The 21,518-nt window shown below is 59.8% G+C and carries 18 protein-coding genes and 1 tRNA gene; 3 read left to right on the top strand and 16 right to left on the bottom strand.

Translation table 11 applies throughout. The annotated features are described in order from the left end of the window. Nucleotides 1-7 precede the first annotated feature (7 nt). The 3 genes from Q668_RS10915 to Q668_RS10905 form a co-directional block, all read right to left on the bottom strand. Nucleotides 8-84: transfer RNA gene (locus tag Q668_RS10915), tRNA-Arg, on the bottom strand. A gap of 42 nt (nt 85-126) precedes the next feature. Next, nucleotides 127-2,967 (bottom strand): insulinase family protein, encoded by a 2,841-nt coding sequence (locus Q668_RS10910; RefSeq protein WP_022989641.1) that lies wholly within the window; start codon nt 2,965-2,967, stop codon nt 127-129. A gap of 50 nt (nt 2,968-3,017) precedes the next feature. Further along, a complete protein-coding gene (locus Q668_RS10905) occupies nt 3,018-3,317 on the bottom strand; it encodes a hypothetical protein (protein WP_022989640.1) in 300 nt (99 codons plus the stop codon). A 378-nt stretch (nt 3,318-3,695) separates the two neighbouring features. Here Q668_RS10905 and Q668_RS10900 point away from each other — a divergent pair, with 378 nt between their 5' ends. After that, nucleotides 3,696-5,681, top strand: a complete 1,986-nt coding sequence (locus Q668_RS10900) for an SDR family oxidoreductase (protein ID WP_022989639.1) — start codon at nt 3,696-3,698, stop codon at nt 5,679-5,681. Between the two features lie 54 nt (nt 5,682-5,735). On the opposite strand, the gene rnt is transcribed toward Q668_RS10900, so the two are convergent. From rnt to Q668_RS10885, 3 genes are all read right to left on the bottom strand, one after another. After that, nucleotides 5,736-6,401 (bottom strand): ribonuclease T, encoded by a 666-nt coding sequence (gene rnt / locus Q668_RS10895; protein WP_022989638.1) that lies wholly within the window; start codon nt 6,399-6,401, stop codon nt 5,736-5,738. 36 nt (nt 6,402-6,437) lie between these two features. Then, nucleotides 6,438-7,469, bottom strand: coding sequence for a dihydroorotase (gene pyrC, locus Q668_RS10890; protein ID WP_022989637.1), 1,032 nt, complete (start codon nt 7,467-7,469; stop codon nt 6,438-6,440). Nucleotides 7,470-7,551: 82 nt separating this feature from the next. Next, complete coding sequence (locus Q668_RS10885) at nt 7,552-8,478, bottom strand: histone deacetylase family protein (RefSeq protein WP_022989636.1); 927 nt, start codon at nt 8,476-8,478, stop codon at nt 7,552-7,554. Between the two features lie 205 nt (nt 8,479-8,683). Here Q668_RS10885 and Q668_RS10880 point away from each other — a divergent pair, with 205 nt between their 5' ends. Continuing rightward, nucleotides 8,684-11,431, top strand: coding sequence for a GNAT family N-acetyltransferase (locus Q668_RS10880; RefSeq protein ID WP_022989635.1), 2,748 nt, complete (start codon nt 8,684-8,686; stop codon nt 11,429-11,431). Between the two features lie 13 nt (nt 11,432-11,444). On the opposite strand, the gene rdgC is transcribed toward Q668_RS10880, so the two are convergent. The 8 genes from rdgC to Q668_RS10840 all read right to left on the bottom strand — a co-directional run bounded on the left by rdgC (nt 11,445) and on the right by Q668_RS10840 (nt 17,272). After that, a complete protein-coding gene (gene rdgC / locus Q668_RS10875) occupies nt 11,445-12,371 on the bottom strand; it encodes a recombination-associated protein RdgC (protein WP_022989634.1) in 927 nt (308 codons plus the stop codon). A 93-nt stretch (nt 12,372-12,464) separates the two neighbouring features. After that, a complete protein-coding gene (locus tag Q668_RS10870) occupies nt 12,465-12,665 on the bottom strand; it encodes a DUF2788 domain-containing protein (protein WP_022989633.1) in 201 nt (66 codons plus the stop codon). Between the two features lie 51 nt (nt 12,666-12,716). Continuing rightward, nucleotides 12,717-13,487, bottom strand: coding sequence for a peroxide stress protein YaaA (gene yaaA / locus Q668_RS10865; protein WP_022989632.1), 771 nt, complete (start codon nt 13,485-13,487; stop codon nt 12,717-12,719). A gap of 12 nt (nt 13,488-13,499) precedes the next feature. Continuing rightward, the gene (locus tag Q668_RS10860; RefSeq protein ID WP_022989631.1) at nt 13,500-13,733 is read right to left on the bottom strand and encodes a glutaredoxin family protein; all 234 of its coding nucleotides are present in this window, start codon (nt 13,731-13,733) and stop codon (nt 13,500-13,502) included. Further along, nucleotides 13,733-14,485, bottom strand: coding sequence for a YciK family oxidoreductase (locus Q668_RS10855; protein WP_022989630.1), 753 nt, complete (start codon nt 14,483-14,485; stop codon nt 13,733-13,735). Before Q668_RS10855 ends, Q668_RS10860 begins: the two co-directional genes overlap by 1 nt. A 64-nt stretch (nt 14,486-14,549) precedes the next feature. Then, nucleotides 14,550-15,215 (bottom strand): phosphoglycolate phosphatase, encoded by a 666-nt coding sequence (gene gph / locus Q668_RS10850; RefSeq protein ID WP_022989629.1) that lies wholly within the window; start codon nt 15,213-15,215, stop codon nt 14,550-14,552. After that, the gene (gene ubiG, locus Q668_RS10845; RefSeq protein WP_022989628.1) at nt 15,205-15,921 is read right to left on the bottom strand and encodes a bifunctional 2-polyprenyl-6-hydroxyphenol methylase/3-demethylubiquinol 3-O-methyltransferase UbiG; all 717 of its coding nucleotides are present in this window, start codon (nt 15,919-15,921) and stop codon (nt 15,205-15,207) included. Before ubiG ends, gph begins: the two co-directional genes overlap by 11 nt. Nucleotides 15,922-15,943: 22 nt before the next feature. Beyond that, the gene (locus Q668_RS10840) at nt 15,944-17,272 is read right to left on the bottom strand and encodes a TRZ/ATZ family hydrolase (RefSeq protein ID WP_022989627.1); all 1,329 of its coding nucleotides are present in this window, start codon (nt 17,270-17,272) and stop codon (nt 15,944-15,946) included. 167 nt (nt 17,273-17,439) lie between these two features. Between Q668_RS10840 and mtnA the strand changes: the two genes are divergently transcribed. After that, complete coding sequence (gene mtnA, locus Q668_RS10835) at nt 17,440-18,495, top strand: S-methyl-5-thioribose-1-phosphate isomerase (RefSeq protein ID WP_022989626.1); 1,056 nt, start codon at nt 17,440-17,442, stop codon at nt 18,493-18,495. Here the strand turns inward: mtnA and Q668_RS10830 are convergent. After that, on the bottom strand, nt 18,484-19,257 hold the full coding sequence (locus Q668_RS10830; protein ID WP_022989625.1) for a helix-turn-helix domain-containing protein: 774 nt from the start codon (nt 19,255-19,257) through the stop codon (nt 18,484-18,486). The two genes, mtnA and Q668_RS10830, sit on opposite strands and share 12 nt — an antisense overlap. A gap of 4 nt (nt 19,258-19,261) precedes the next feature. After that, the gene (locus tag Q668_RS10825; RefSeq protein WP_022989624.1) at nt 19,262-21,436 is read right to left on the bottom strand and encodes a carboxy terminal-processing peptidase; all 2,175 of its coding nucleotides are present in this window, start codon (nt 21,434-21,436) and stop codon (nt 19,262-19,264) included. Nucleotides 21,437-21,518 lie beyond the last annotated feature (82 nt).

Raw genomic sequence — 21,518 nt, 5'->3', positions numbered from 1 at the left:
GGGAAGGTGGTACCCCCGGCAGGACTCGAACCTGCTACCTTCCCCTTAGGAGGGGGACGCTCTATCCAGATGAGCTACGGGGGCATTTAAGAAGAGGCGGTATGATAGCGAGCAAGGGCTTGTGGCTCAAGGGGCCACAGGCCCCCGCTTACGCAGTTGTTCCAGGATCTGCTTCTGGTTCTCGCCGTCTTTGCCGGTAACTACCAACAGCGCGCGCTCCCGATCAAGCAGGGTCTTGCGGTAGGTTTTCTGCAGGTCTTCGAGTGATACCTTCCTAATGGCGTCTGCCAGTTGCTCCCGGCTGTCGAAGTCTTCGTTATTACGGTCGATTTCGCGCCAGTAGCGGCCAGAGACTTCACCCAGCTGGCGATCCTTCTGCAGCAACTGACTGATTACCGCCTGTTTTTCCCGGTTCAGGCGGTTGTCGTCCAGTTCAGCCAGTTGGCCTTCAAAGTCTGCTGAAAACGCCTGTACCGCCTGGTCAATGGCTTGTGCATCCGCTTCCGGTGATTGCACCACCAGGCCAAGGGCCGGTGTTTCCAGCATCTCAAAGGCGGTGGCGTACACGATGTAACCGAGCTGGCGGGTGGTGCGGATCTCTTCGTAGAAGGGGCTGCTGATGATTTGTGCAAGTAGGCGGAATCGAGCCCGTTCCTGGTAGGAGGTGTCGTTACCCTGGAGGTACAGGGTGTAGCCGGTGTCCTGGTGTTCCACATCCAGCACGGCGCGAGTCTGGCCTTGCGGGAGCTGGCGGATGGTGGAGCGTTCTACCGTTGTGCGCTCCCGGCCATCCAGCACCATGGCTTTTACCTGCTGCGCCAGGTTCAGGGCGGAGGCTTCGGTCAGGTTGCCGTGGGCCAGCATAACCGGGTCTGTCTTGCGCACCAGTTCCCGGCCGAAGGCTTTGAGTTCATCCAGGGTGACTTCCCGGGCCGCTGCCAGTTTGTCGGCAACCGGATAGGTGCCGTCAATCAGGGCGGTCTGGATAAATTCGGAGGTCTGCTGCACCGGGCGGTCCTTGGCCTTGTTTTCCAGGCCATCCATCAGCCGCTGGCGCGCGATGTCGAACCGCTGGTTGGTGAATTGCGGGTCAGCGAATTCCAGCAAAATGCGGTTCACCAGCTTGTGCAGCTTGTCGTTATAGCCGCCCACGCGGATGGTGATGCCCCTCAGGTGCGGGTACACGCTGTAATCCAGCCCTGCCAGGCTGGCGGAGTAGGCCCAGGCGTTGAGGTTGGTGTTGATGGCATCCACCAAAAGCTGGCTCAGCACCTCACTGCGGGCGGAGGCCCGGGCAGCGGGTGTGCGCAGGCTGATAAATACGTTGGCTTTCGGGGTATTGAACCGGGTGTCCCGGGCGTACCAGATATCCAGCCCGTCCAGCTCGCCCAGTTTTACCGGATGTTCCATGGTGTTGCCGGCTACCAGGTCGAGGTTCTCCGGTACAAAGGGATTGGCGGCGGGCAAGGCCAGCTGTGCCGCCAGTTGGTTATCGGTGGTTTCGGGTACGGTGAGCGGCTCACGCTGCCACGGGGTTTCGTACCAGTTGGTGAGCTGGGGCGTGCCACCGGGCAGGCTCGGGGCCGATACCCAAACCATCAGGTTGTCGGGTGTCAGGCGGTCCAGAATGTCCTGGTACTGTTCAGGCGCATAGCGTTCCATCAGCCAGGGCGCGCTCAGGATATCCCGGGGCGGGTAATTCCGCAGCAGGCTCGACAGACGCATGGCTTCGCTTATGGGCTCGCTGCGCTCCCGGAAACGGAAGTCGATTACTGCCAGCTGTTTCATTTCATCGAAGCGCGCCTCGGTCACTCCCTTTTCGCGCACCTTATCGATATAGCGAAAGCTCAGGGCCAGTATGTCATCCTGCCGGGCCAGGCCTTCCCGGGTCAGTGACATGCTGATGTCCAGCGTGGCGTGTACGCCGGTGTCCATGCCTAATCCGGCAGACAGGCTTTCTACCAGCCCGGCTCGTTTGAGTACATCAAACAAGCTGCCGTGGCCTTCGTGGCCGAGCAGGTTCGCCACGTAGGACGCGGGCTTGGTGTGGTAGTTGTCCTGTTGTGACGGAATCGGGAAAGACAGGGTCATGTTGCGGCTGTCTTTGAGAGTCTGGGCGGTGACTTTTTCCGGTAGCCGCGCCAGGTCATACAGCGGTTCTGGATGGGTTTTGGCTGCCAGGTTGCGATTGGCGATGGCAGAAAAACGCTCGCGCACCATGGCCTCCAGCTCGTCCAGTGGCTGGGGGCCATACACCGCCAGGGTCATGATGTTGGCGGAGTAGTTCTGCTCCCAAAACTTGATCAGGTCTGGCCGCAGGGGGTTGTCTTCGGTGTTTTCCAGGGTGCTCAGGTTGCCAACGGCAAACTGGCTGAAGGCGTGGTCCGGGTTGCCGGCGGCTTTACGTACCGATAACAGGCGCCGGCTGTCTTCTTTCAGCTTGGCGCTGTATTCGGAGTGCACGGCGTTGCGTTCCCGGTCTACCAGCTCTGGGGTAAACAGCGGGTGGGAAAACTGCTGTGCGAAGCGGTCCAGTGCCGGTTCCAGGAATTCGCCTTCCACGTCGAAGAAGTAGTTGGTGTCTGCAAAGGCGGTGTAGGCGTTGTGGCTGCCGCCGTGGCTGCGGATGAACTGCTGGTATTCGCCCGGGTCCGGATATTTCTCTGTGCCGAGAAACAGCATGTGCTCCAGGAAGTGGGCCAGGCCCTCACGGTTTGCCGGGTCGTTGCCGCTGCCCACGGCTACGTTCATTGAGGCGGCCGCTTTATCGGCGGCCGGGTCTGAGGCCAGTATCACTCGCAAGCCGTTGTCCAGTTCCAGGTAACGGTATTCGTTTGGATCGTTGGGGCTTTTAACAGGCGATACGCTGGCCAGCGCCAGTGGGCTGAGCAACAGGTAACCCAGAAAAAGCAGGGCCAGGATCTGGAAACGGAACAGTCTATGGAATAACGAGCGTTCGGCAGTCATGGGGCCTCTTTACTGTGTAATGGGCGAAGGTGCAGTGGAGGAATCCGGGGTCAGTGCATCTGGCCGGTCTTGGCGCTCGCAGGCTGCTGGGCCAGGGTTTTCCGGGCCAGGCTGGCCGCTTTTTCGGCATCCAGGTCACCGGTGGCAATTCGCTCGAGCACGGTGGCCATAATGGCAGTGGCTTGGCGGTACTCGGTAAATTCGGCCTGGAACGCCTTATCGATGGCTTGGTAGACGGCGTCAATTTTCTCTTCCCGGCTCCCGCTGTTGGCGGCGGTATCGTTAATGGCCTTGAGGCAGGCCCGGGCAATGGCGATGTAGCGCTCGGTGTTGGGGTTGTCGTTCTGCATGCTGTTTGGCTAAACCTTGGTAGATTGATGTGATTGGATGCGCCGATGCGCTGGAAGTTCCTGATTATCGCATTGCTGCCGGCCGCTTGCATTGCCCGTTGGTAACCCGGCTGTTACGACGCCAGTGACCGAATCCTGTGCTAATCTGAAAAGCTGGTGTGTCGGTATTCCGGACATTCCCTGAGCGGGATTTATCCGGTTTTTAGAGTAATGGCTCTATTAAAAACAAAGGGTTACAGAGTAAAAGCTCTAAAAAAGTTCGATACATGAAGATTGCAAATAAGTAGAATGCCCGCGAATGGAGCAAGGCTAAGACTTTAGTCTTATGGTTCGTTGGTGAACAAACAATAACAGAGCAACAGGCAGGATGGAGTATTTATGAATTATTTCCTGACAGGCGGCACCGGTTTTATCGGTCGTTTTCTGGTAGAAAAACTGCTGGCCCGGGGCGGCACCGTGCACGTGCTGGTGCGGGAGCAGTCCCAGGACAAGCTGGACCAGCTACGTATGCGCTGGGGCGTTGATGACAGCCGGGTAAAGGCGGTTATCGGAGACCTGACCAGCAAGAATCTTGGCATAGACGCCAAAACCATGAAGGCCCTGAAGGGTAAGGTAGACCACGTTTTCCACCTGGCTGCTGTGTACGACATGAGCGCCGACGAAGAAGCCCAGGCCGCCACCAACATTGAAGGTACCCGGGCTGCCGTGCAGGCCGCGGAAGCCATGGGTGCGAAGCATTTCCACCACGTATCATCTATTGCTGCCGCTGGCCTGTTCAAGGGCATTTTCCGCGAAGACATGTTTGAAGAAGCGGAAAAGCTGGATCATCCGTACCTGCGCACCAAGCACGAATCCGAGAAAGTGGTGCGGGAAGAGTGCAAGGTGCCATTCCGCATCTATCGCCCGGGCATGGTGGTAGGCCATTCCAAAACCGGCGAAATGGACAAGGTCGACGGCCCTTACTATTTCTTCAAAATGATCCAGAAGATTCGCTACGCGCTGCCACAATGGGTACCGACCATCGGCATTGAAGGCGGTCGCCTGAATATTGTGCCGGTGGACTTCGTGGTGAATGCCCTTGATCACATTGCCCACCTGGACGGTGAAGACGGCAACTGTTTCCACCTGGTGGATTCAGACCCCTATAAAGTCGGTGAAATTCTCAATATCTTCTGCGAAGCCGGCCACGCACCCCGCATGGGTATGCGCATCGACGCCCGTATGTTCGGATTTATTCCGCCGTTCATTCGCCAGAGCATCAAGAACCTGCCTCCGGTGAAGCGTATTACCGGAGCGGTGCTGGAGGATCTGGGCATTCCGGCATCGGTGATGTCGTTCATCAATTATCCCACCCGTTTCGACACGCGGGAGCTGGAGCGGGTACTCAAGGGCACCGATATTGAAGTGCCGCGCCTGCCGGACTATGCCCCGGTGCTCTGGGATTACTGGGAACGCCACCTGGACGCGGACCTGTTCAAGGATCGCACCCTGAAAGGTACCGTGGAAGGCAAGGTGTGCGTGGTTACCGGCGCCACCTCGGGCATTGGCCTGGCCACCGCCGAGAAGCTGGCAGAAGCCGGGGCCATTCTGGTGATTGGCGCCCGCACAAAGGAAACCCTGGATGAGGTGGCCGCCCAGCTGGAAGCGAAGGGTGGCCAGGTGCATGCTTACCAGTGCGATTTTTCCGATATGGAAGACTGCGACCGCTTTGTAAAAACCGTGCTGGATAACCACGGCCAGGTGGATGTGCTGGTGAACAATGCCGGCCGCTCTATCCGCCGGTCGCTGGCGCTGTCGTTCGACCGCTTCCACGATTTCGAGCGCACCATGCAGCTGAACTACTTTGGTTCTGTGCGCCTGATCATGGGCTTCGCACCGGGTATGCTGGAGCGCCGCCGCGGCCACGTGGTGAATATTTCGTCCATTGGTGTGCTCACCAACGCGCCCCGGTTCTCGGCCTATGTAGCGTCGAAGTCGGCGCTGGATGCCTTTAGCCGCTGTGCCGCTGCCGAGTGGTCAGACCGCAACGTCACCTTCACCACCATTAACATGCCGCTGGTGAAAACGCCGATGATTGCGCCGACCAAGATCTACGACTCGGTGCCCACGCTGACACCGGACGAAGCCGCACAAATGGTGGCAGATGCCATCGTTTACCGGCCCAAGCGCATTGCCACTCGCCTGGGTGTGTTTGCCTCGGTGCTGCATTCCCTGACTCCGAAAATGGGCGAGATCATCATGAACACCGGTTACCGGATGTTCCCGGATTCGCCTGCCGCTGCCGGCAGCAATTCCGGTGAAAAGCCGAAAGTGTCCACCGAGCAGGTGGCGTTTGCGGCCATTATGCGAGGCGTTCACTGGTAACGGCTGCCCGGCCACGAAAAAACCCGCCTCGGCGGGTTTTTTCGTTTTCGGTAGTCAGTTGCCCGGGGTTTCTTCCGGCTCGATCAGCGGGGGCGGGAAGCCACCCAGCTCTTTCCAGCGATTGACGATGCCGCAGAACAGGTCGGCCGTTTTTTCGGCATCGTAGGCCGCCGAGTGGGCTTCCTTGTTGCTGAACGGGATGCCCGCCAGTTTGCAGGCCTGGGCCAGCACGGTATGGCCATAGGCAAGCCCTGCCAGGGTGGCGGTATCGAAGGTGGAGAACGGGTGGAACGGGTTGCGCTTGATGTCTGCCCGCAGTGCCGCGGCAAACACAAAGTTGTGGTCGAAGGTGGCGTTGTGGCCCACCAGTACCGCGCGCTTGCAGTCGAAGGCTTTCACCGCCTTGCGGATGGGTGAGAATATCTCGCTCAGGCCTTCACGCTCCGGCACGGCTTCCCGTTCCGGGTTCCAGGGGTCAATCCCGGTGAAGTCCAGGGCCGACTGTTCCAGGTTGGCGCCTTCAAACGGGTCGATTTGCTGAACGAAGGTTTCGCCCCGGCGCAGCCAACCGTCTTCGTCCATGGTCAGCAGTACGGCGGCAATTTCCAGCAGGGCGTCCCGCTCGGGGTTGAAGCCTGCGGTTTCAACATCCACAACCACTGGCAGAAAGCCGCGAAAGCGTTGGGACAAGGGGTGTGGCTGTTTGTTTTCTTCTGACACGCGAACTCCGGTGTTCGTGTTGTGAATGGAAAGGGTTTACGCCAGGCGCCAGTTTACGGTTTCACCGGCTTTCAGCGGCACGATGGTGCCATCGGCCAGGGGCAGTTGCTCCGGCATGGTCCAGGGCTCCCGCACCAGGGTGATGGTGTCGGTATTCCGGGGCAGGCCGTAGAAATCGGCTCCGTTGAAGCTGGCGAAGGCTTCCAGTTTGTCCAGGATGCCCAGTTCTTCGAACACATCGGCGTACAGGCCGATAGCGCCGTAGGCGGAGTAGCAGCCGGCGCAGCCGCAGGCGGCTTCTTTCTTGTCGCGGGCATGGGGCGCGGAATCGGTCCCCAGGAAGAAGCGCGGATCGCCGCTGGCCACGGCTTCGCGCAGCGCCAGCTGGTGCTTGTTGCGCTTCAGAATGGGCAGGCAGTACAGGTGTGGCCGAACACCGCCCACCAGCATGTGGTTGCGGTTGTACATCAGGTGCTGTGGCGTCAGGGTGGCGGCCAGGTTGCCACCGGTGTGGCTGCGCACAAACTCCGCGGAGTCTGCCGTGGTGATGTGTTCCAGTACCACTTTCAGCTGCGGGAAAGCCTGTAGGGTAGGGGCCAGCACTCGCTCCAGGAAGACTTTTTCACGGTCAAAGATGTCGATGTCGGCATCGGTTACTTCCCCGTGTACCAGCAGCAACATGCCGCAATCGGCCATGGCTTCCAGTACCGGGTAGATGTTGCGGATATCGGTGACACCGGAGGCAGAATTGGTGGTGGCGCCCGCCGGATAGAGCTTGGCGGCGATAACCCCGGCGGCCTTGGCTTCGCGGATGGTTTCCGGGGTGGTGCTTTCGGTCAGGTACAGTGTCATCAGCGGCTTGAAGCCGGTATCAGCAGCTGCCGCCAGGATGCGTTCACGGTAGGCCATGGCCATGGAAGCATCGGTTACCGGAGGCACCAGGTTGGGCATGATGATGGCGCGGCCGAAACAGGCTGCAGTGGCAGGCACCACGCTGTTCAGTACAGCGCCGTCACGTACGTGCAGGTGCCAGTCGTCCGGGCGGGTGATGGTCAGTTCTCTGGTCATGGAAGTATCCGCAAAGCAGCCAAAAATTTTGCGGATTATACCAGAAGGTGCCGGCTATTGATCAGTCCGTTCCAGGCGGATGTCAGTAAACCGCGTTCAGCACGTCCAGGTGGGTGGCGACGCTCTCCGCCAGGGCTTTCAGGTGGTAACCGCCTTCCAGGGTGGAGATGATCCGGTCGTTGGAATGGTCGTGGGCCACGCTCACCAGCATTTCCGTCAGCCAGCGGTAGTCTTCCGTTTCCAGGTTCAGCTCGCCCATGGGGTCTTTCTTATGGCCGTCAAAGCCGGCAGAGATCAGCACCAGCTGGGGCCGGAAATCCTGCAGCTTCTTCAGCCAGGCGGCTTCCACGATCTTGCGGTACTCGGTGGAGCTGCAATTGGCCTCGATGGGCGCATTAACAATGTTGTCTGCCTGCCGGTGCACGTGGGAGTGCGGGTAGAACGGATGCTGGAAGCTGGAGCACATCAGTATGCGCTCATCGCCACTGACGATATCTACCGTGCCATTACCTTGGTGCACATCGAAGTCGACAATGGCTACCCGCTCCAGGTGGTGGAAGGTGAGGGCGCGCATGGCCGCCAGGGCGATGTTGTTGTAGAAGCAGAACCCCATAGACTTTGTGCGCTCGGCGTGGTGCCCGGGCGGGCGGGCACAGACGAAGGCGTTGGTTACCTGGCTGCTCATTACCATGTCTACCGCTTGCACGTTGCCGCCGGCTGCCAGCCTGGCAGCATGCAGGGTGTCTGGCATCATGGCGGTGTCCGGGTCGGTGAAAACACGGCCACGGGTAGGTTGCATCAGGTCCAGCTGCTGCAGGTAGGTTTCCGGGTGTACGGTCAGCAGCTGGTCACGGGTGATTTCTTCGGGCCTTACCCAGTCGAGATCCTGCTGCAGGTTCGTGTCTGCAAGATAGGCCAGGATGCTTGATATGCGCTCAGGGCTTTCCGGGTGTTCGGGGCCCATGTTGTGCTTCATGCAGTCATCGTGGGAAAAGAATGCCGTGGTCATAGGTGTTGTCTGTGCCCGAGTCTGTTTCTTATTGAAACCATGTTATCAGGGATACCCGAAGTGTGTCGTATTTCTTTCGTCTAATGGGCGTGACAGCGATTTACATCAGTAAATCACCATCTAAGATAAGGTATACATTGATAAGCATCCTGTATTACTGGGATTTTTAACCTGAAGCCTGTTGTATCACTCTGGGAGAGTCGCGTTGAGTACCCGCTATCTGGAAAGCCTGTTTAACCCCGAGTCTATCGTCGTGATCGGTGCATCCGAACGGGCAGATAACCTGGGTGGTATGGTTCTGCGTAACCTTCTGGGTGGTGGTTTTCCCGGCCGGCTGGTGGTGGTCAACCAGAGTGAATACGAGAACGTGCACGGGGTGCCCTGTGTCGAGAAGGTGTCGAAGCTGGACTTCACGCCGGATCTCGCCATTATCTGTACGCCACCCAATACCGTGCCAAAAATGGTGCGCAAGCTGGGCGAGCGCGGTGTGCGCACCGCCATCGTGATGACCGGGGGCATGTCCCGTACCCACAGTAAAACCGGGCAGCCGTTGATGTATTCGGTGCGCGATGCCGCCCGGGAAACCGGCATCCGGGTGCTTGGCCCCAACACCATCGGGTTGATGGTGCCGGCCCGGCACCTGAACGCCACCTACGCCCACATGGGCGCCATTCCCGGGCGTGTGGCCTTTGTGGGGCAGTCGGGCACCATTGCCAGCTCGGTGCTGGACTGGGCCTTTGCCCGGGGCGTGGGTTTTTCCTACTTCCTGACCCTGGGCGACGGCATGGATATCGACCATGACGACCTCATCGACTACCTGGCCCAGGACACCCAGACCCGTGCCATCCTGCTGCACATTGAAAGCATTCCCAACCCCAGGCGCTTTATGTCTGCGGTGCGGGTAGCGTCCCGTACCAAGCCGGTGATTGCGGTTAAGTCCGGGCGGGTGCCGGAGTCGGAGTGGTTCCCCCACAAACTGCCGGCGGGGATTCGCAGGACAGATCCGATTTACGACGCCATGTTGCAGCGGGCCGGTGTGTTGCGGGTGGATGGCCTGGGCCAGATGTTTGATGCCCTGGAAACCCTGACCCGCATGCGGCCGCTGCGCCGGGAGTCCCTGGCGATGATGGGCAACGGGGTGGGGCCGGGGGTGCTTGCGGTCGATCGCCTGGCAGACCTGGGCGGTGAACTGGCAGAGTTGTCCCCGGCCAGTATTGATGCCCTGGCGGAACTGCTGCCGCCGTACTGGACCCGCAAGAACCCCATCGACCTGAACTACGATGCCTCGCCGGAGCTCTATGCCAAGGCCATCAAGATCCTCGCGAAGGACCCGAATGTCGCTAACGTGCTGGTGATGTACGCGCCCACCCTGGTGCAAGACAGCCTGCAGATTGCCGATGCGGTGGTGCAGGCGTCCAAGGGCACGCGGCTGAATATTTTTACCTGCTGGCTGGGGCAGAGCACGGTGATGGATTCCCGGGAGGAGTTCTACCGGGCCGGGCTGCCATCGTTCTTCAACCCCGAGAAGGCGGTGATGGCTTTTATGCAGCACGTTCGCCACCAGCGGGTGCAGCGGCTGCTGACCGAAACGCCGGAATCCTTCACGGATCACTTTGCTGACCGGGTCAACACCCGGGCGCTGGTGGCCAAGGCCCTGCGCGACGGCCGCAACCACCTTTTAAGCCGGGAAGCCCGCCGGGTTGTCCGGGATTACGGCGTGCACACCATCGACACCATGTACTGCGACGACATGGAAGAGGTGCTGGAAATGTTCTCGGTTGAGCGCCGGCCCATCGATGTAACCGTGATTCATGAGCAGGTGTGCCATCCGTTCCTGGACCTCAGTCCCACCCAGCGCCGTTACAAGGGCACGGTAAAGAAGCTGAACAGCGAACAGGCTATCATCGATGCCTGCCGTTTCCTGGAAGAGGAGTACCAGAAGCATTTCCCGGATAGCGGCTTTTTGGGTTTTGCCGTTCAGCACTCATACCAGCACGTGGGTGGAATTGAGTTCAGCGTGGGCATTACCCGGGATGATGTGTTCGGGCCATTGGTGGTATGCGGCGCCGCCGGTGCCCAGGTGAACATCATGACCGACCGGCAGATTGCTTTGCCGCCCCTGAACATGGTGCTGGCCCGGGAGCTGCTGCGCCGTACCTATATGTACAAGCTGCTGAAGGAGCACAGCCTGAAGCCGGAAGAGGATATCCGGGCGGTGTCCGAGACGCTGGTGAAACTGTCCCAGATCGTGATCGACATTCCCGAGATCCGTGGCCTGGAAATTTCTCCGCTGCTGTTCAACGAGCAGGGTGCGGTGGCCGTGAACATTGCCATAGACCTGGACAAGAACCCCGGCAAGCCCATTATCCAGCCGTATCCTAAGGAACTGGAGGAGTGGATTGTGCTGCCGAAATCCGGCCGCCGGGTGGTTATCCGGCCGGTGCTGGCCGAAGACGAGCCGGCCCACCGCCAGTTCCATGAACACCAGTCACCGGAGTCCATCCGCTACCGGTTCTTCCAGTATCGCAAGAACTTCTCCCGGGAAGACGTGGCCCAGATGGTGCAGATCGACTACGACCGGGAAATGGTGTTCATCGCCAACGCGCCCAGGCAAGACGGCGAAGGTGAGGAAACCCTGGGCACCGTGCGCACCTGGACCGATGCCGACAACCTGCGCTGCGAGTTTGCCGTGATGGTAGACGACCGCATGAAAGGCGAGGGACTGGGGGTGGCCCTGATGCAGAAAATGATCGAATACTGCCGTTCCCGGGGCACCATGGAAATGGTCGGCAACGTGTTGCCCGATAACCGCCCGATGCTGCAACTGGCGGAGCACCTGGGTTTCGAGATCAAGTTCAATCCGGAAGAAGAAGTGATGGACTTGCGGCTGGTGCTGAACGAGCCGGAAAAAGACTGGCAGCGAGAGCGGTTAAAGAAAGGGGGGCATCTGTAGCCCCCCGTTCCGGTTACTCTTCGACGATGGCGGAGCGATCTTCTCCGCCCAGGGCTTCCAGCAGGCCCGGAATCATGCGCGACAGCTCCAGGGTCATAATGCTGAACGCCGCGTCGAACTTCGCCATGGCGTCATCGGCGTCTACGTCATCCAGCTGGTCTTGCAGGGTTTCGCCGAACTTCAGCCGACGGATACCCAGTTCTTCATCCAGAACGAACGAGACGTTGTCGTCCCAGGTCAGCGCCAGCTTGGTTACCTGCATACCTGCTTCCAGGTGGTTGCGGATTTCGTCGGCCTTCAGGTCGAGCCCCTTGCAGCGAACCACGCCGCCGTCTTCTGACGGGTCTTTCAGCTCACACTCGCTGCCCAGCACAATGGTGGCCGGATGGTCGATGCTTTCGGTCAGCCAGCCGGTAAAGGTAAAGGCCGGTGCCTGTTCCACAACTGGCGGGCGAACGGGCAGGGAGCCCAGGCTTTTGCGCAGGGCAGAGGCGAGGTCTTCCGCCTGCTTGGCCGAGCCGGCATCTACCACCAGCAGGCCGTCTTGCGGTGCCAGGTAGGCAAAGCAGCGGCGGTTGCGGGAGAACGCCTTGGGCAGCATTTCCAGCATAACCTGCTCTTTGATCTCTTCCTTTTCTTTCTTGCGTACCTTGCGGCCCTGATCCAGCTCGATCGCTTCGGCACGCTCTTCCACGGCTTCTTTAACCACCGGGCCGGGCAGGATCTTTTCTTCCTTGCGCAGGGCAACCAGGTGATAGCCGTTGGCGCTGTGCACCAGCTGGTCGCCATGTTTGCCCAGGGGTGGTACCCAGCCCTGCCGGTTGGTTTCCTGGGGGCCGCAGGGCTTGAACGCATCGGCCTGGAGCTTTTCTTCCAGTTCTTCTGCAGAAATATCAAAGGGCTTGGTAAAACGGAATATCCGGGCGTTACGGAACCACATGGGGCTGAATCCTTGCTCGCGAGCTGCTTGTTTCAAAAGGGGGAGGGGATGATACGGCTACCCGGTGGCAGCCGTAAAGTGACCACGGGCTGGTCACACCTGCATGATTTCGACCAGGACGGTTTTCACAAGAAACCCGACAACACCGGCGCCGAGTACGGTGAACAGGGCGATGGTGCCAAACTTTCCAGCCTGGGATTTCTTGGCCAGGTCCCACACAATGAAACCCATCCAGACAATCAGGCCGGTCAGAAACACCAGCATGGCGATCTGGGAAAAGACTGCTTCGTTCATGATTACTCCGATTTCAACTGAAACTGATTTTTGCAGGATTGAACAAGCCGGTTACTGCTCGTCCCTCAGGAATACCCAGTTGTTGTTATCGGACTGTTCTTCGCTGAAGTAGTAGCCTTCCAGGTTGAATCCTTTCAGGTCATCGGCCTGGGTGATCCGGTTCTGGATGGCGTAGCGGCACATCAGCCCGCGGGCCTTCTTGGCGTAGAAGCTGATTATCTTGTACTGGCCGTTTTTCCAGTCTTTGAACTGAGGGGTTATCAGGCGGCCGTCAATGTTTTTCTTCTGAACGCTCTTGAAGTATTCGTTGGAGGCCAGGTTTACCAGCACCTTGTCGTCTGCCGCGAGCAGCTCGTTCAGGGCCTTGGTAAGCTTGCTGCCCCAGAAGGCGTAGAGGTCTTTGCCGCGCTTGTTCTCGAACTTCGTGCCCATTTCCAGCCGGTAGGCCTGCATCAAATCCAGCGGCTTGAGCAGTCCATACAGGCCGGACAGCATGCGCAGGTGCTGCTGGGCAAAGGCGAAGTCGTCTTCACTGAAGCTTTCGGCATCCAGCCCGGTGTACACATCGCCCTTGAAGGCCAGGATGGCCTGGCGGGCGTTGTCCGGAGTGAACGGTGTGTGCCAGGTGCGGAAGCGCTCGGCGTTGAGCTGGCCTAGCTTGTCGCTGATGCTCATCAGGTTGCTCACCTGATGGGGTTCCAGTTCCTTGAGCTGGTCGATCAGCTCGCAGGCATCATCCAGGTAGTCCGGTTGGGTATAGGTTTCCGTGGCCAGCGGGCTCTCGTAATCCAGAGTCTTGGCGGGGGAAATGATCATCAGCATGTCAGCGGATCCTCATTGCAGAAACGTCAGTAACTGGTCCCTGGTAAATGGCCAGCCAAGTTCCGCACCGGTGTCGCTGCGGCGCAGCACCGGAATGCGGGTGCCGTAACGTTCCACCAGCTCTTCAGACTGGGCAATATCCACCACATCTACCGGGATGGGCTCCGGCATGGGGGTGTTCACCAGCAGGGCTTCTGCCAGTTCACACAGGTGGCAATTGGAGGTGGTGTAAAACAGCAGTTCCATTATTTTTTCGGCTGCGCGTCGATTTGCTGGCCGTTTACACCCCGGCTGTCCTTGCCCATCAGATACAGATACACCGGCATCAGGGCTTCCGGCTCCGGATTTCTCTTCGGATCTTCCGCCGGGTAGGCCAGCAGGCGCATGCCGGTGCGGGTCGCACCCGGGTTCAGGCTGTTCACCCGAATGTTGTGGCGCTCGTCATCCAGTTCGTCGGCCAGTAACTGGGCCAGGCCTTCAACGGCAAACTTGGAGACCGCATAGGCACCCCAGTAGGCCCGCGCCTGCCGGCCAACCCCGGAGGAGGTGAAGATCATCGACGCATCATCGGATTTGCGCAGCAGCGGAATCATCGCCCGGCTGAGCAGGAACGGGGCGGTGGCGTTTACATGCATCACCTTGTTCCAGGTTTCCGGGTCGTACAGTTCTACCGGGCTGCGGGAGCCCAGAATACCGGCGTTATGCAGCAGGCCATCCAGCCGACCGAAGTTTTCCTCGATGGTCATGGCCAGTTCTTCGTAGTCCTTGACCGCCGCGCCTTCGAAGTTCATCGGCACAATGGCCGGTTGCGGATGGCCGGCGGCTTCGATTTCGTCGTAGACCTCTTCCAGCCGGCCTACGGTGCGGCCCACCAGAATCACGGTGGCGCCGTGGGCGGCGTAGGCTTTGGCGGCAGCGCGGCCAATGCCGCTGCCGGCTCCGGTTACCATGACAATGCGGTCTTTCAGAAGATCGGCGGGTGCCTGGTAATCTTGCATAACCTGTCTCCGTGTTCAGGCGTTTTCCGGCCCGAATAGTGCCGGGATTGAACGAAAAAGGGGCTTATTGTAACAGCTTTGCCAGGTCGCTGACGGTGTCGGCAATGATGTCGGCTTGCCACAGATCAACCGTGCGGGGTTGCTCGATGTAACCGTAGCGCACAGCGATGGTGCGCATGCCGGCATTACGGCCGGCTTCGATATCCCGCTCGTGGTCACCAACATACACAGCCTGTTCCGGCGCAGCACCAATTCTCTGGCAGGCCAGGAACAGCGGCTCCGGGTGTGGTTTGCGTTCGCTGACGTGGTCCGGGCAGATCAGGGTGGCGCAACGTTGGGCCAGCCTCAGTGCCTGAACCAGCGGCTCGGCAAAGCGCACCGGCTTGTTGGTGACAATGCCCCAGGGAATGCCCCGGGCTTCCAGGTTTTCCAGCAGTGAGTCCATACCCTCGAACAGGGTGGTTTCTACCGCTACGCCCGCCTCGTAAAGGTCCAGAAAAGCCGTGTGCTTTTCCGCGTAGCCGTCATGCTCCGGCTCCAGTCCGAAACCGACCCGGATCATGGCCCTTGCGCCATTGGACACCGAAGGGCGGATTTGCTCGGCCGCCAGCGGTTCAAGGTTATGGAGCTGGCGCAGCTGGTTCAGGCAGCGGATGAAATCCGGTGCGGTGTCGATCAGGGTGCCGTCCAGGTCAAACAGTACCGCAGAGGGTTTCTGGTCAGTCTTCACGAATATCCCGCGCGTGCATCAGGTAGTTGACGTCGACATCACGGCCCAGCTTGTAGCTTTTGGTGATCGGGTTGTAGGTCATGCCGGTGAGTTCCCGCACATCCAGGCCGGCGTGGCGCAGGTAGTCGGACATTTCCGAGGGCCGGATAAACTTCTTCCACTCGTGGGTGCCCTTGGGCAGCATGTTCAGCACGTATTCCGCGCCCACAATGGCAAACAGGAAGGACTTCGGGTTGCGGTTGATGGTAGACACAAACAGGTGGCCGCCCGGGCGCAACATGGCCGCGCAAGACTTGATGACCGAGCCCGGGTCCGGAACGTGCTCCAGCATTTCCAGGCAGGTGACGGCATCGTACTGGCCGGCATGGTCGGGGTCGCGGGCCAGCTCCTCGATGGTGGTCTGGCGGTAGTCCACTTTCACACCGGATTCCATGCCGTGCAGCCGAGCTACGTTCAGCGGGGCTTCGCCCATGTCGATGCCGGTTACGTGGGCACCACGCAGGGCCATGCCTTCAGACAGCAGACCGCCACCACAGCCAACATCCAGTACTTTCTTGCCTGCCAGCGATACCCGCTCGTCGATGTAGTTCAGGCGCAGGGGATTGATGTCGTGAAGCGGCTTGAACTCGCTGCTGGGGTCCCACCAGCGGCTGGCCAGTGCTTCAAACTTGGCAATCTCGTTCTGGTCTACGTTCTGGTTGCTCATGGAGTGCACCTGGTTGAGATAATTAACTGAGAATCTTGTTGCGCCAGTCGCTGACACGCAGCATCAGGTCTGGCACATCGATACGGGTCAAACGGCCGTCCTGTACCTGAGGTACGCCGTGAATCCAGCTGTGGCTTACTGCCCGGCCATGGTTGCTGTACACCAGGTGAGAGGCCGGGTCGTACACGGGCTGCAGGAACGGGTCGCTGAGATCAACGGCAATCAGGTCGGCCAGTTTGCCCGGCACCAGCGAGCCCAGTTCATGGTCGCGGCCCAGGGCACGGGCGCCGTTAATGGTCGCCATCCTGAGTGCGGTGTGTGCTGACACGGCGGCAGCATCCCCGGCCACCACCTTGGCCACCATGGCCGCGGTTTTCAGTTCGCCGAACAGGTCGAGGTCGTTGTTGCTGGCAGCGCCGTCGGTACCGATCGTGACATTGATGTTGCTGTCGATCAGCTTCTGGACCGGGCAAAAACCACTGGCCAGCTTCAGGTTCGACTCCGGGCAGTGGACGATGTGCCCTCCGGCCCGGGCCAGATGCTCCAGATCGGAATCGTCAATCTGGGTCATGTGCACATACTGGCTGTTCGGGCCGAGTACGCCCAGTTCTGCCATCCGGGCTACCGGGCGCTTGCCGGTGGCCTTTACGGCTTCGTCCACTTCGAAGGCGGTTTCGTGCAGGTGTATTTGCAGGGCCGCACCGGTTTCCTCTGCCAGCTTAACGGCTGCCGTCAGCGGTTGGTCAGACACCGTATAGGGTGCATGGGGGCCGATGGCGGGCATGATGTAGTCGTCGTGCTGCCACTGGGCAATCAGGTCGGCACCTTTGCGCAGGTAATCCTCCGGGCCGGAGCCCCACACCGTCGGGTTGTCCAGCAGGGGGAAGCAGATCTGTGCGCGCATGCCAACGTCGTGGGCCACCTGGGCAGTCACTTCCGGGAAGAAATACATATCCGAGAAGGTGGTGGTGCCGGTGCGCAGCATTTCGGCCATGGCCAGGCGGGTGCCGTCCAGAACAAAGGGTTCGCTGACAAAGCGGCCTTCGGCCGGCCAGATGTGGTCGTTCAGCCAGGTCATCAGTGGCAGGTCGTCGGCCATGCCCCGGAACAGGGACATCGCGGTGTGGCCGTGCAGGTTGATCAGCCCTGGCAAGACCACGTGCTGGTCCAGGTTGATGGTTTCCCGGGTGCGGAACTTCTGGTCTGCTTCGCTCTGGGGCAGGACATCGGCAATACGGCTGCCCTGAAGGATAACAGCCTGGTGTTCCAGAACCACGCCAAAGGGTTCCATGGGTATCAGCCAGCGCGCGTTGATCCGGGTGTCGGCCGCAGTAATGGTGTCTGCCGTCATTAACCTGCCTTGTCAGCTATTGGCACGGTTGATCGTGCCGGAAAATTCAACTCGGAAGTATAACCAGCCCGCTGCAACAGAACTACCCCGGCCACCGGGCCAATGGAGGTATAAACGAAGTAGGAAAAAGCTATACTGCGTTTTTTTCACCCCCTGCGGAGCTGTTTATGGCCAATTCCCCTTCCTCCCGTTTCATGGGCACTGTAGCCATGCGCTGGCATGGTGACCGGCTTGAGCTGCTGGACCAGCGATTGCTGCCTGGGGAGGAGCACTGGATTACCTCGGAGGGCGCTTCCGGCGTGGCTCAGTGTATTGCCGATATGGTGGTTCGGGGGGCGCCCGCAATTGGTATCAGTGCCGCCTACGGAGTTGCCCTGGCGGCACGCCATGCCGGTACTGACGATTGGCAGGGCGAGATTGAGCGGGCGATGGATGAGCTGGCCCGTTCCCGACCGACCGCGGTAAACCTGTTCTGGGCCCTGGAGCGCATGGGCAGGGTCTTCCGGGCCTGCCAGTCCTTGCCCGAAGCAGCGGAGCAACTGGCTGCCGAAGCGGTACGTATTCACGAGGAAGACCTGGCAGCCAACCTTGCCATGGCGGACCATGCGCTGGAGGTCATGGACATACAGGCGCCCATATCCGTGCTGACACACTGCAATACCGGAGCCCTGGCCACTGGTGGTTATGGCACGGCACTGGGGGTAATCCGTCGCTTGCATGAGAAGCAGTTGCTGGAACGGGTATACGCGGATGAAACCCGCCCCTGGCTGCAAGGCAGCCGGCTGACCGCCTGGGAACTGACCCGTGATGAAATCCCCGTTACCCTGAATGCCGATGGTGCGGCGGCCGCCATCCTGGCCAGCGGTAAGGTGAAGTGGATTGTGGTGGGGGCAGACCGTATTACCGCCAATGGCGATGTGGCCAATAAAATCGGCACCTACAACCTGGCGGTGCTGGCGCGTTATCACAATGTGGGTTTTATGGTGGTGGCGCCGTCCAGCACCGTGGACATGGCCCTGGCGTCTGGCGCGCAGATTCCCATTGAAGAGCGGGAAGGTACGGAAGTCCGGGAAATTCGGGGCATTGCGCTGGCGCCGGCGGGCGTGGAGGTGTTCAACCCGGTGTTCGATGTTACCCCGGCCAGCCTGATTGATGCGATCGTAACCGAGAAGGGCGCCGTCCGGAATCCGGACCTGGCGGCCATGCAGGCACTATTTGCCTGAGTCTTTGCCGGCCCCGGATTTTCCTGCGCTGGCCTGACCGGCCTGGAGGTTTGCTTTCAGGTCGGCCACCTGCTTTTCCTGCTCTTCCACGAAGTGCATGGACATCTCAAAGCTGTGGCGGGTGAATTCCAGAACCTTGCGGAAGCCTTCATCCGACAGGGTGCGGGCATCGTCATGGCGCCGGAAAATATTGATAAATTCCCGCTCCCGCTCGAACTGCAGCGGTATGCGCCCGATGCCCCAGTCGTTCAGCAGTTGCCACACCTCCGGGTTGTAGTTGCGGGTGGTGCGCATGATGAAGGGAATAGGATCGTTGCGGGCAATCAGTGCCGCAAGGCGCAGAATCAGCTCGAAGGACAGGGTAGACGTACCGTTCTCGATGGCTTCCAGCAGGGACTTGTCTTTCAGGTTGAGCGCTTCGCTCATTTCCGAAAGCGTAAGCCCGGCCACTTCGCGGATGTCTTTCATGGACTGGCCGGCGGTGAGCATGGCCCGCAGCTGATCCTGGGAGTTGATCAGCGCGCGGCCTACCCGCAGGGAGGTATCGGTGGCCTTGGCGCCGAGTCGAAGGGCAGAACCGGTAAATCCCGCTATCCGCTCCAGTATGCCTTCCGGGCTCCTGGCCTTGTTATCCCGTCCTGCCAGGCTTTCCACTTCGTCCATGGAGCGCATGGCGTGCAGGGCATCCAGCAGCATGTCCCGGAACAGGGCGGCGCGCTGCTGGCTATCCTGGTTGGCTGGCTCCCGGTCGGTGTCTGCCATGTGGTTAACGGGTTTCGGCTTTGGCCGCGAACTGTGTGGGCGACAGGATAGAGGCGGTGCGCTGGTCCAGTTCCAGCAGGTCGGCCATGATGTGGCCGCCTTCACGGATCACGAAGTCCAGTTCGTCATCGGTGGTGTCCAGGTCTGCGGCCTGCTCGTCCTGCCATTGCTCGAGGTCTTCCAGGGTGTCGAACGGCTCTTCACCGCGCAATTCCCTGCGGGCGTTGGCAATGGTCAGCCGGGTATTTTCAATCTGGCTGTGCTGGTCCTTCCGCTCGGCGTGGTTCAGGCTTACGTAGTCCATCTGCCGCTGCTGGGTAAGGAATTCGATTTCTTTCTGCAACAGGCTGAATTCCGGGTTGGTCGCAAACCGGTCTTCATGTCGCTCCCGCAGTTCATCGATAATGCCGCTGAAGTCGAAGTAACGGTTATGGGGCACCGCTTCAATCTGGTCCCAGGGCAGGGCGTGGTCCAGGGCATCTTCGCCGATGCGGGTTTTGTCGATGCGTGACGGAATCTCGATGTCCGGAATCACCCCTTTATGCTGGGTAGAACCGCCGGATACCCGGTAAAACTTGGACTGGGTAATCTTCAGCTGGCCGTGGTTCAGGGGCCGAACCGCCTGTACCGTACCCTTGCCGAAGGTTTGGGAGCCTACAACCAGGCCGCGACCATAATCCTGGATGGCGCCGGCAAAGATTTCCGAAGCCGAGGCACTCATGCGGTTAACCAGCACCACCAGCGGGCCGTCGTAAACCACGGTGGGGTCTTCGTCGTTCAGCACCTGAACATCGTTGTTGGCGTTACGGATCTGCACTGTCGGGCCTTTGTCGATAAACAGGCCTACCAGGTCATTGGCTTCGTGCAGGGCACCGCCACCGTTGTTGCGCAGGTCCATCACCACGCCATCGACGCCGTCTTCCTTTAGTTCGCTGATCAGCCGGCGAACGTCCCGGGTGGTGCTTTTGTAATTGGGATCACCTGCCTGCATGGCCTGGAAATCGGCATAGAAGGTGGGAATGGTGATCACGCCAATGCGATAGTCCTGGCCCTTACGTTCCAGTTCGATCACTTCCTTGCTGGCGCTCTGTTCTTCCAGCTTGACCTCGTCCCGGCTGATATCGATCGAGCGGGTAACGCTTTCGTCCGAGGCGTTGGCCGGAATCACTTCCAGGGTGACGGTTGAGTTGCGGGGGCCGCGAATCAGGTCCACCACTTCATCCAGGCGCCAGCCGATCACGTTGACCGGTTTTTCGCCCTCCTGTGCTACCGACACAATGCGGTCGGCCGGTTGCAGCTGGCCTTGCTTGGAGGCAGGGCCGCCGGGAACCAGGCGCACTACCTTGGTGTATTCGTTGTCGGACTGCAGCACCGCGCCAATGCCCTCGAGGGACAGGCTCATGTTGATGTTGAAGTTCTCCGAGGTGCGCGGAGAGAAGTAGGAGGTGTGCGGGTCCCACATGCCGGTGAAAGCGTTCATGTAGGCCTGGAAGGCATCTTCGCTGCGGGCCTGGTAGGCGCGCTTCAGCTGGCCTTCGTAGCGGCGGCGCAGGTTGTCTTCGATGACGTCATCTTCAGTACCATTCAGGCGCTGGGCCAGCACCGCGTTCTTGATGCGTTTGATCCAGAGCTGGTCCAGTGCCGCGCTGTCGGCTTCCCAGGGTGCTTGGGAGCGGTCAACGCGGATTTGGTCGTTGCCTTCGAAGTCCAGGTTATCAATGCCCTCGTCGATCAGCGACAGGGCAAACTGCAGGCGCTGGATAACCCGCTGCTGCACCAGGTTGTAGATATCAAAGCCCGGTTGCAGCTGGCCGGTTTTCAGGGCCGAGCCCAGGCGGTTACGGACGCTGGAGAGTGCGTCGATGTCCTGCTGGGTCAGGTAAACGCGCTGGTTGTCCAGGTAGTCCAGGTAGGCATCAAACACATCGCCAGAAAGTTCGTCACTGATGCCCAGGTTGCGGAAATGGGTGAACTGAAGCTGGCGGGCAATCAGGATGTTGGCCCGGGCCTGGTCAATGGTGGGCGCGACCGGCTTGTAGATAGCCGAGTCATCCAGCTTTGCCTGCAAACCGGACAGTCCCGGCACCAGCAGGGCAATGCCCAGTGCTGTGCAAAGCCCTGCTTTTTTCAGGGTGGCCGGCCGGGGGCTGTGTTGTCTGATTCTTTCCGCAATGCTCATAAATGCATACCTGGCGATACTGGGTGTCTGGTAACGCGTAAGCCGCTGTTCTACCCGTGACTGATAAATTTATTGTAGGCAA

The organism is Marinobacter sp. ES-1, assembly GCF_000475255.1.
In the GTDB taxonomy this organism is placed as follows: Bacteria; Pseudomonadota; Gammaproteobacteria; order Pseudomonadales; family Oleiphilaceae; genus Marinobacter; species Marinobacter vinifirmus.
Note: the sequence above shows the minus strand (reverse complement) of the source record. Positions and strands in the feature narration are given on the sequence as shown.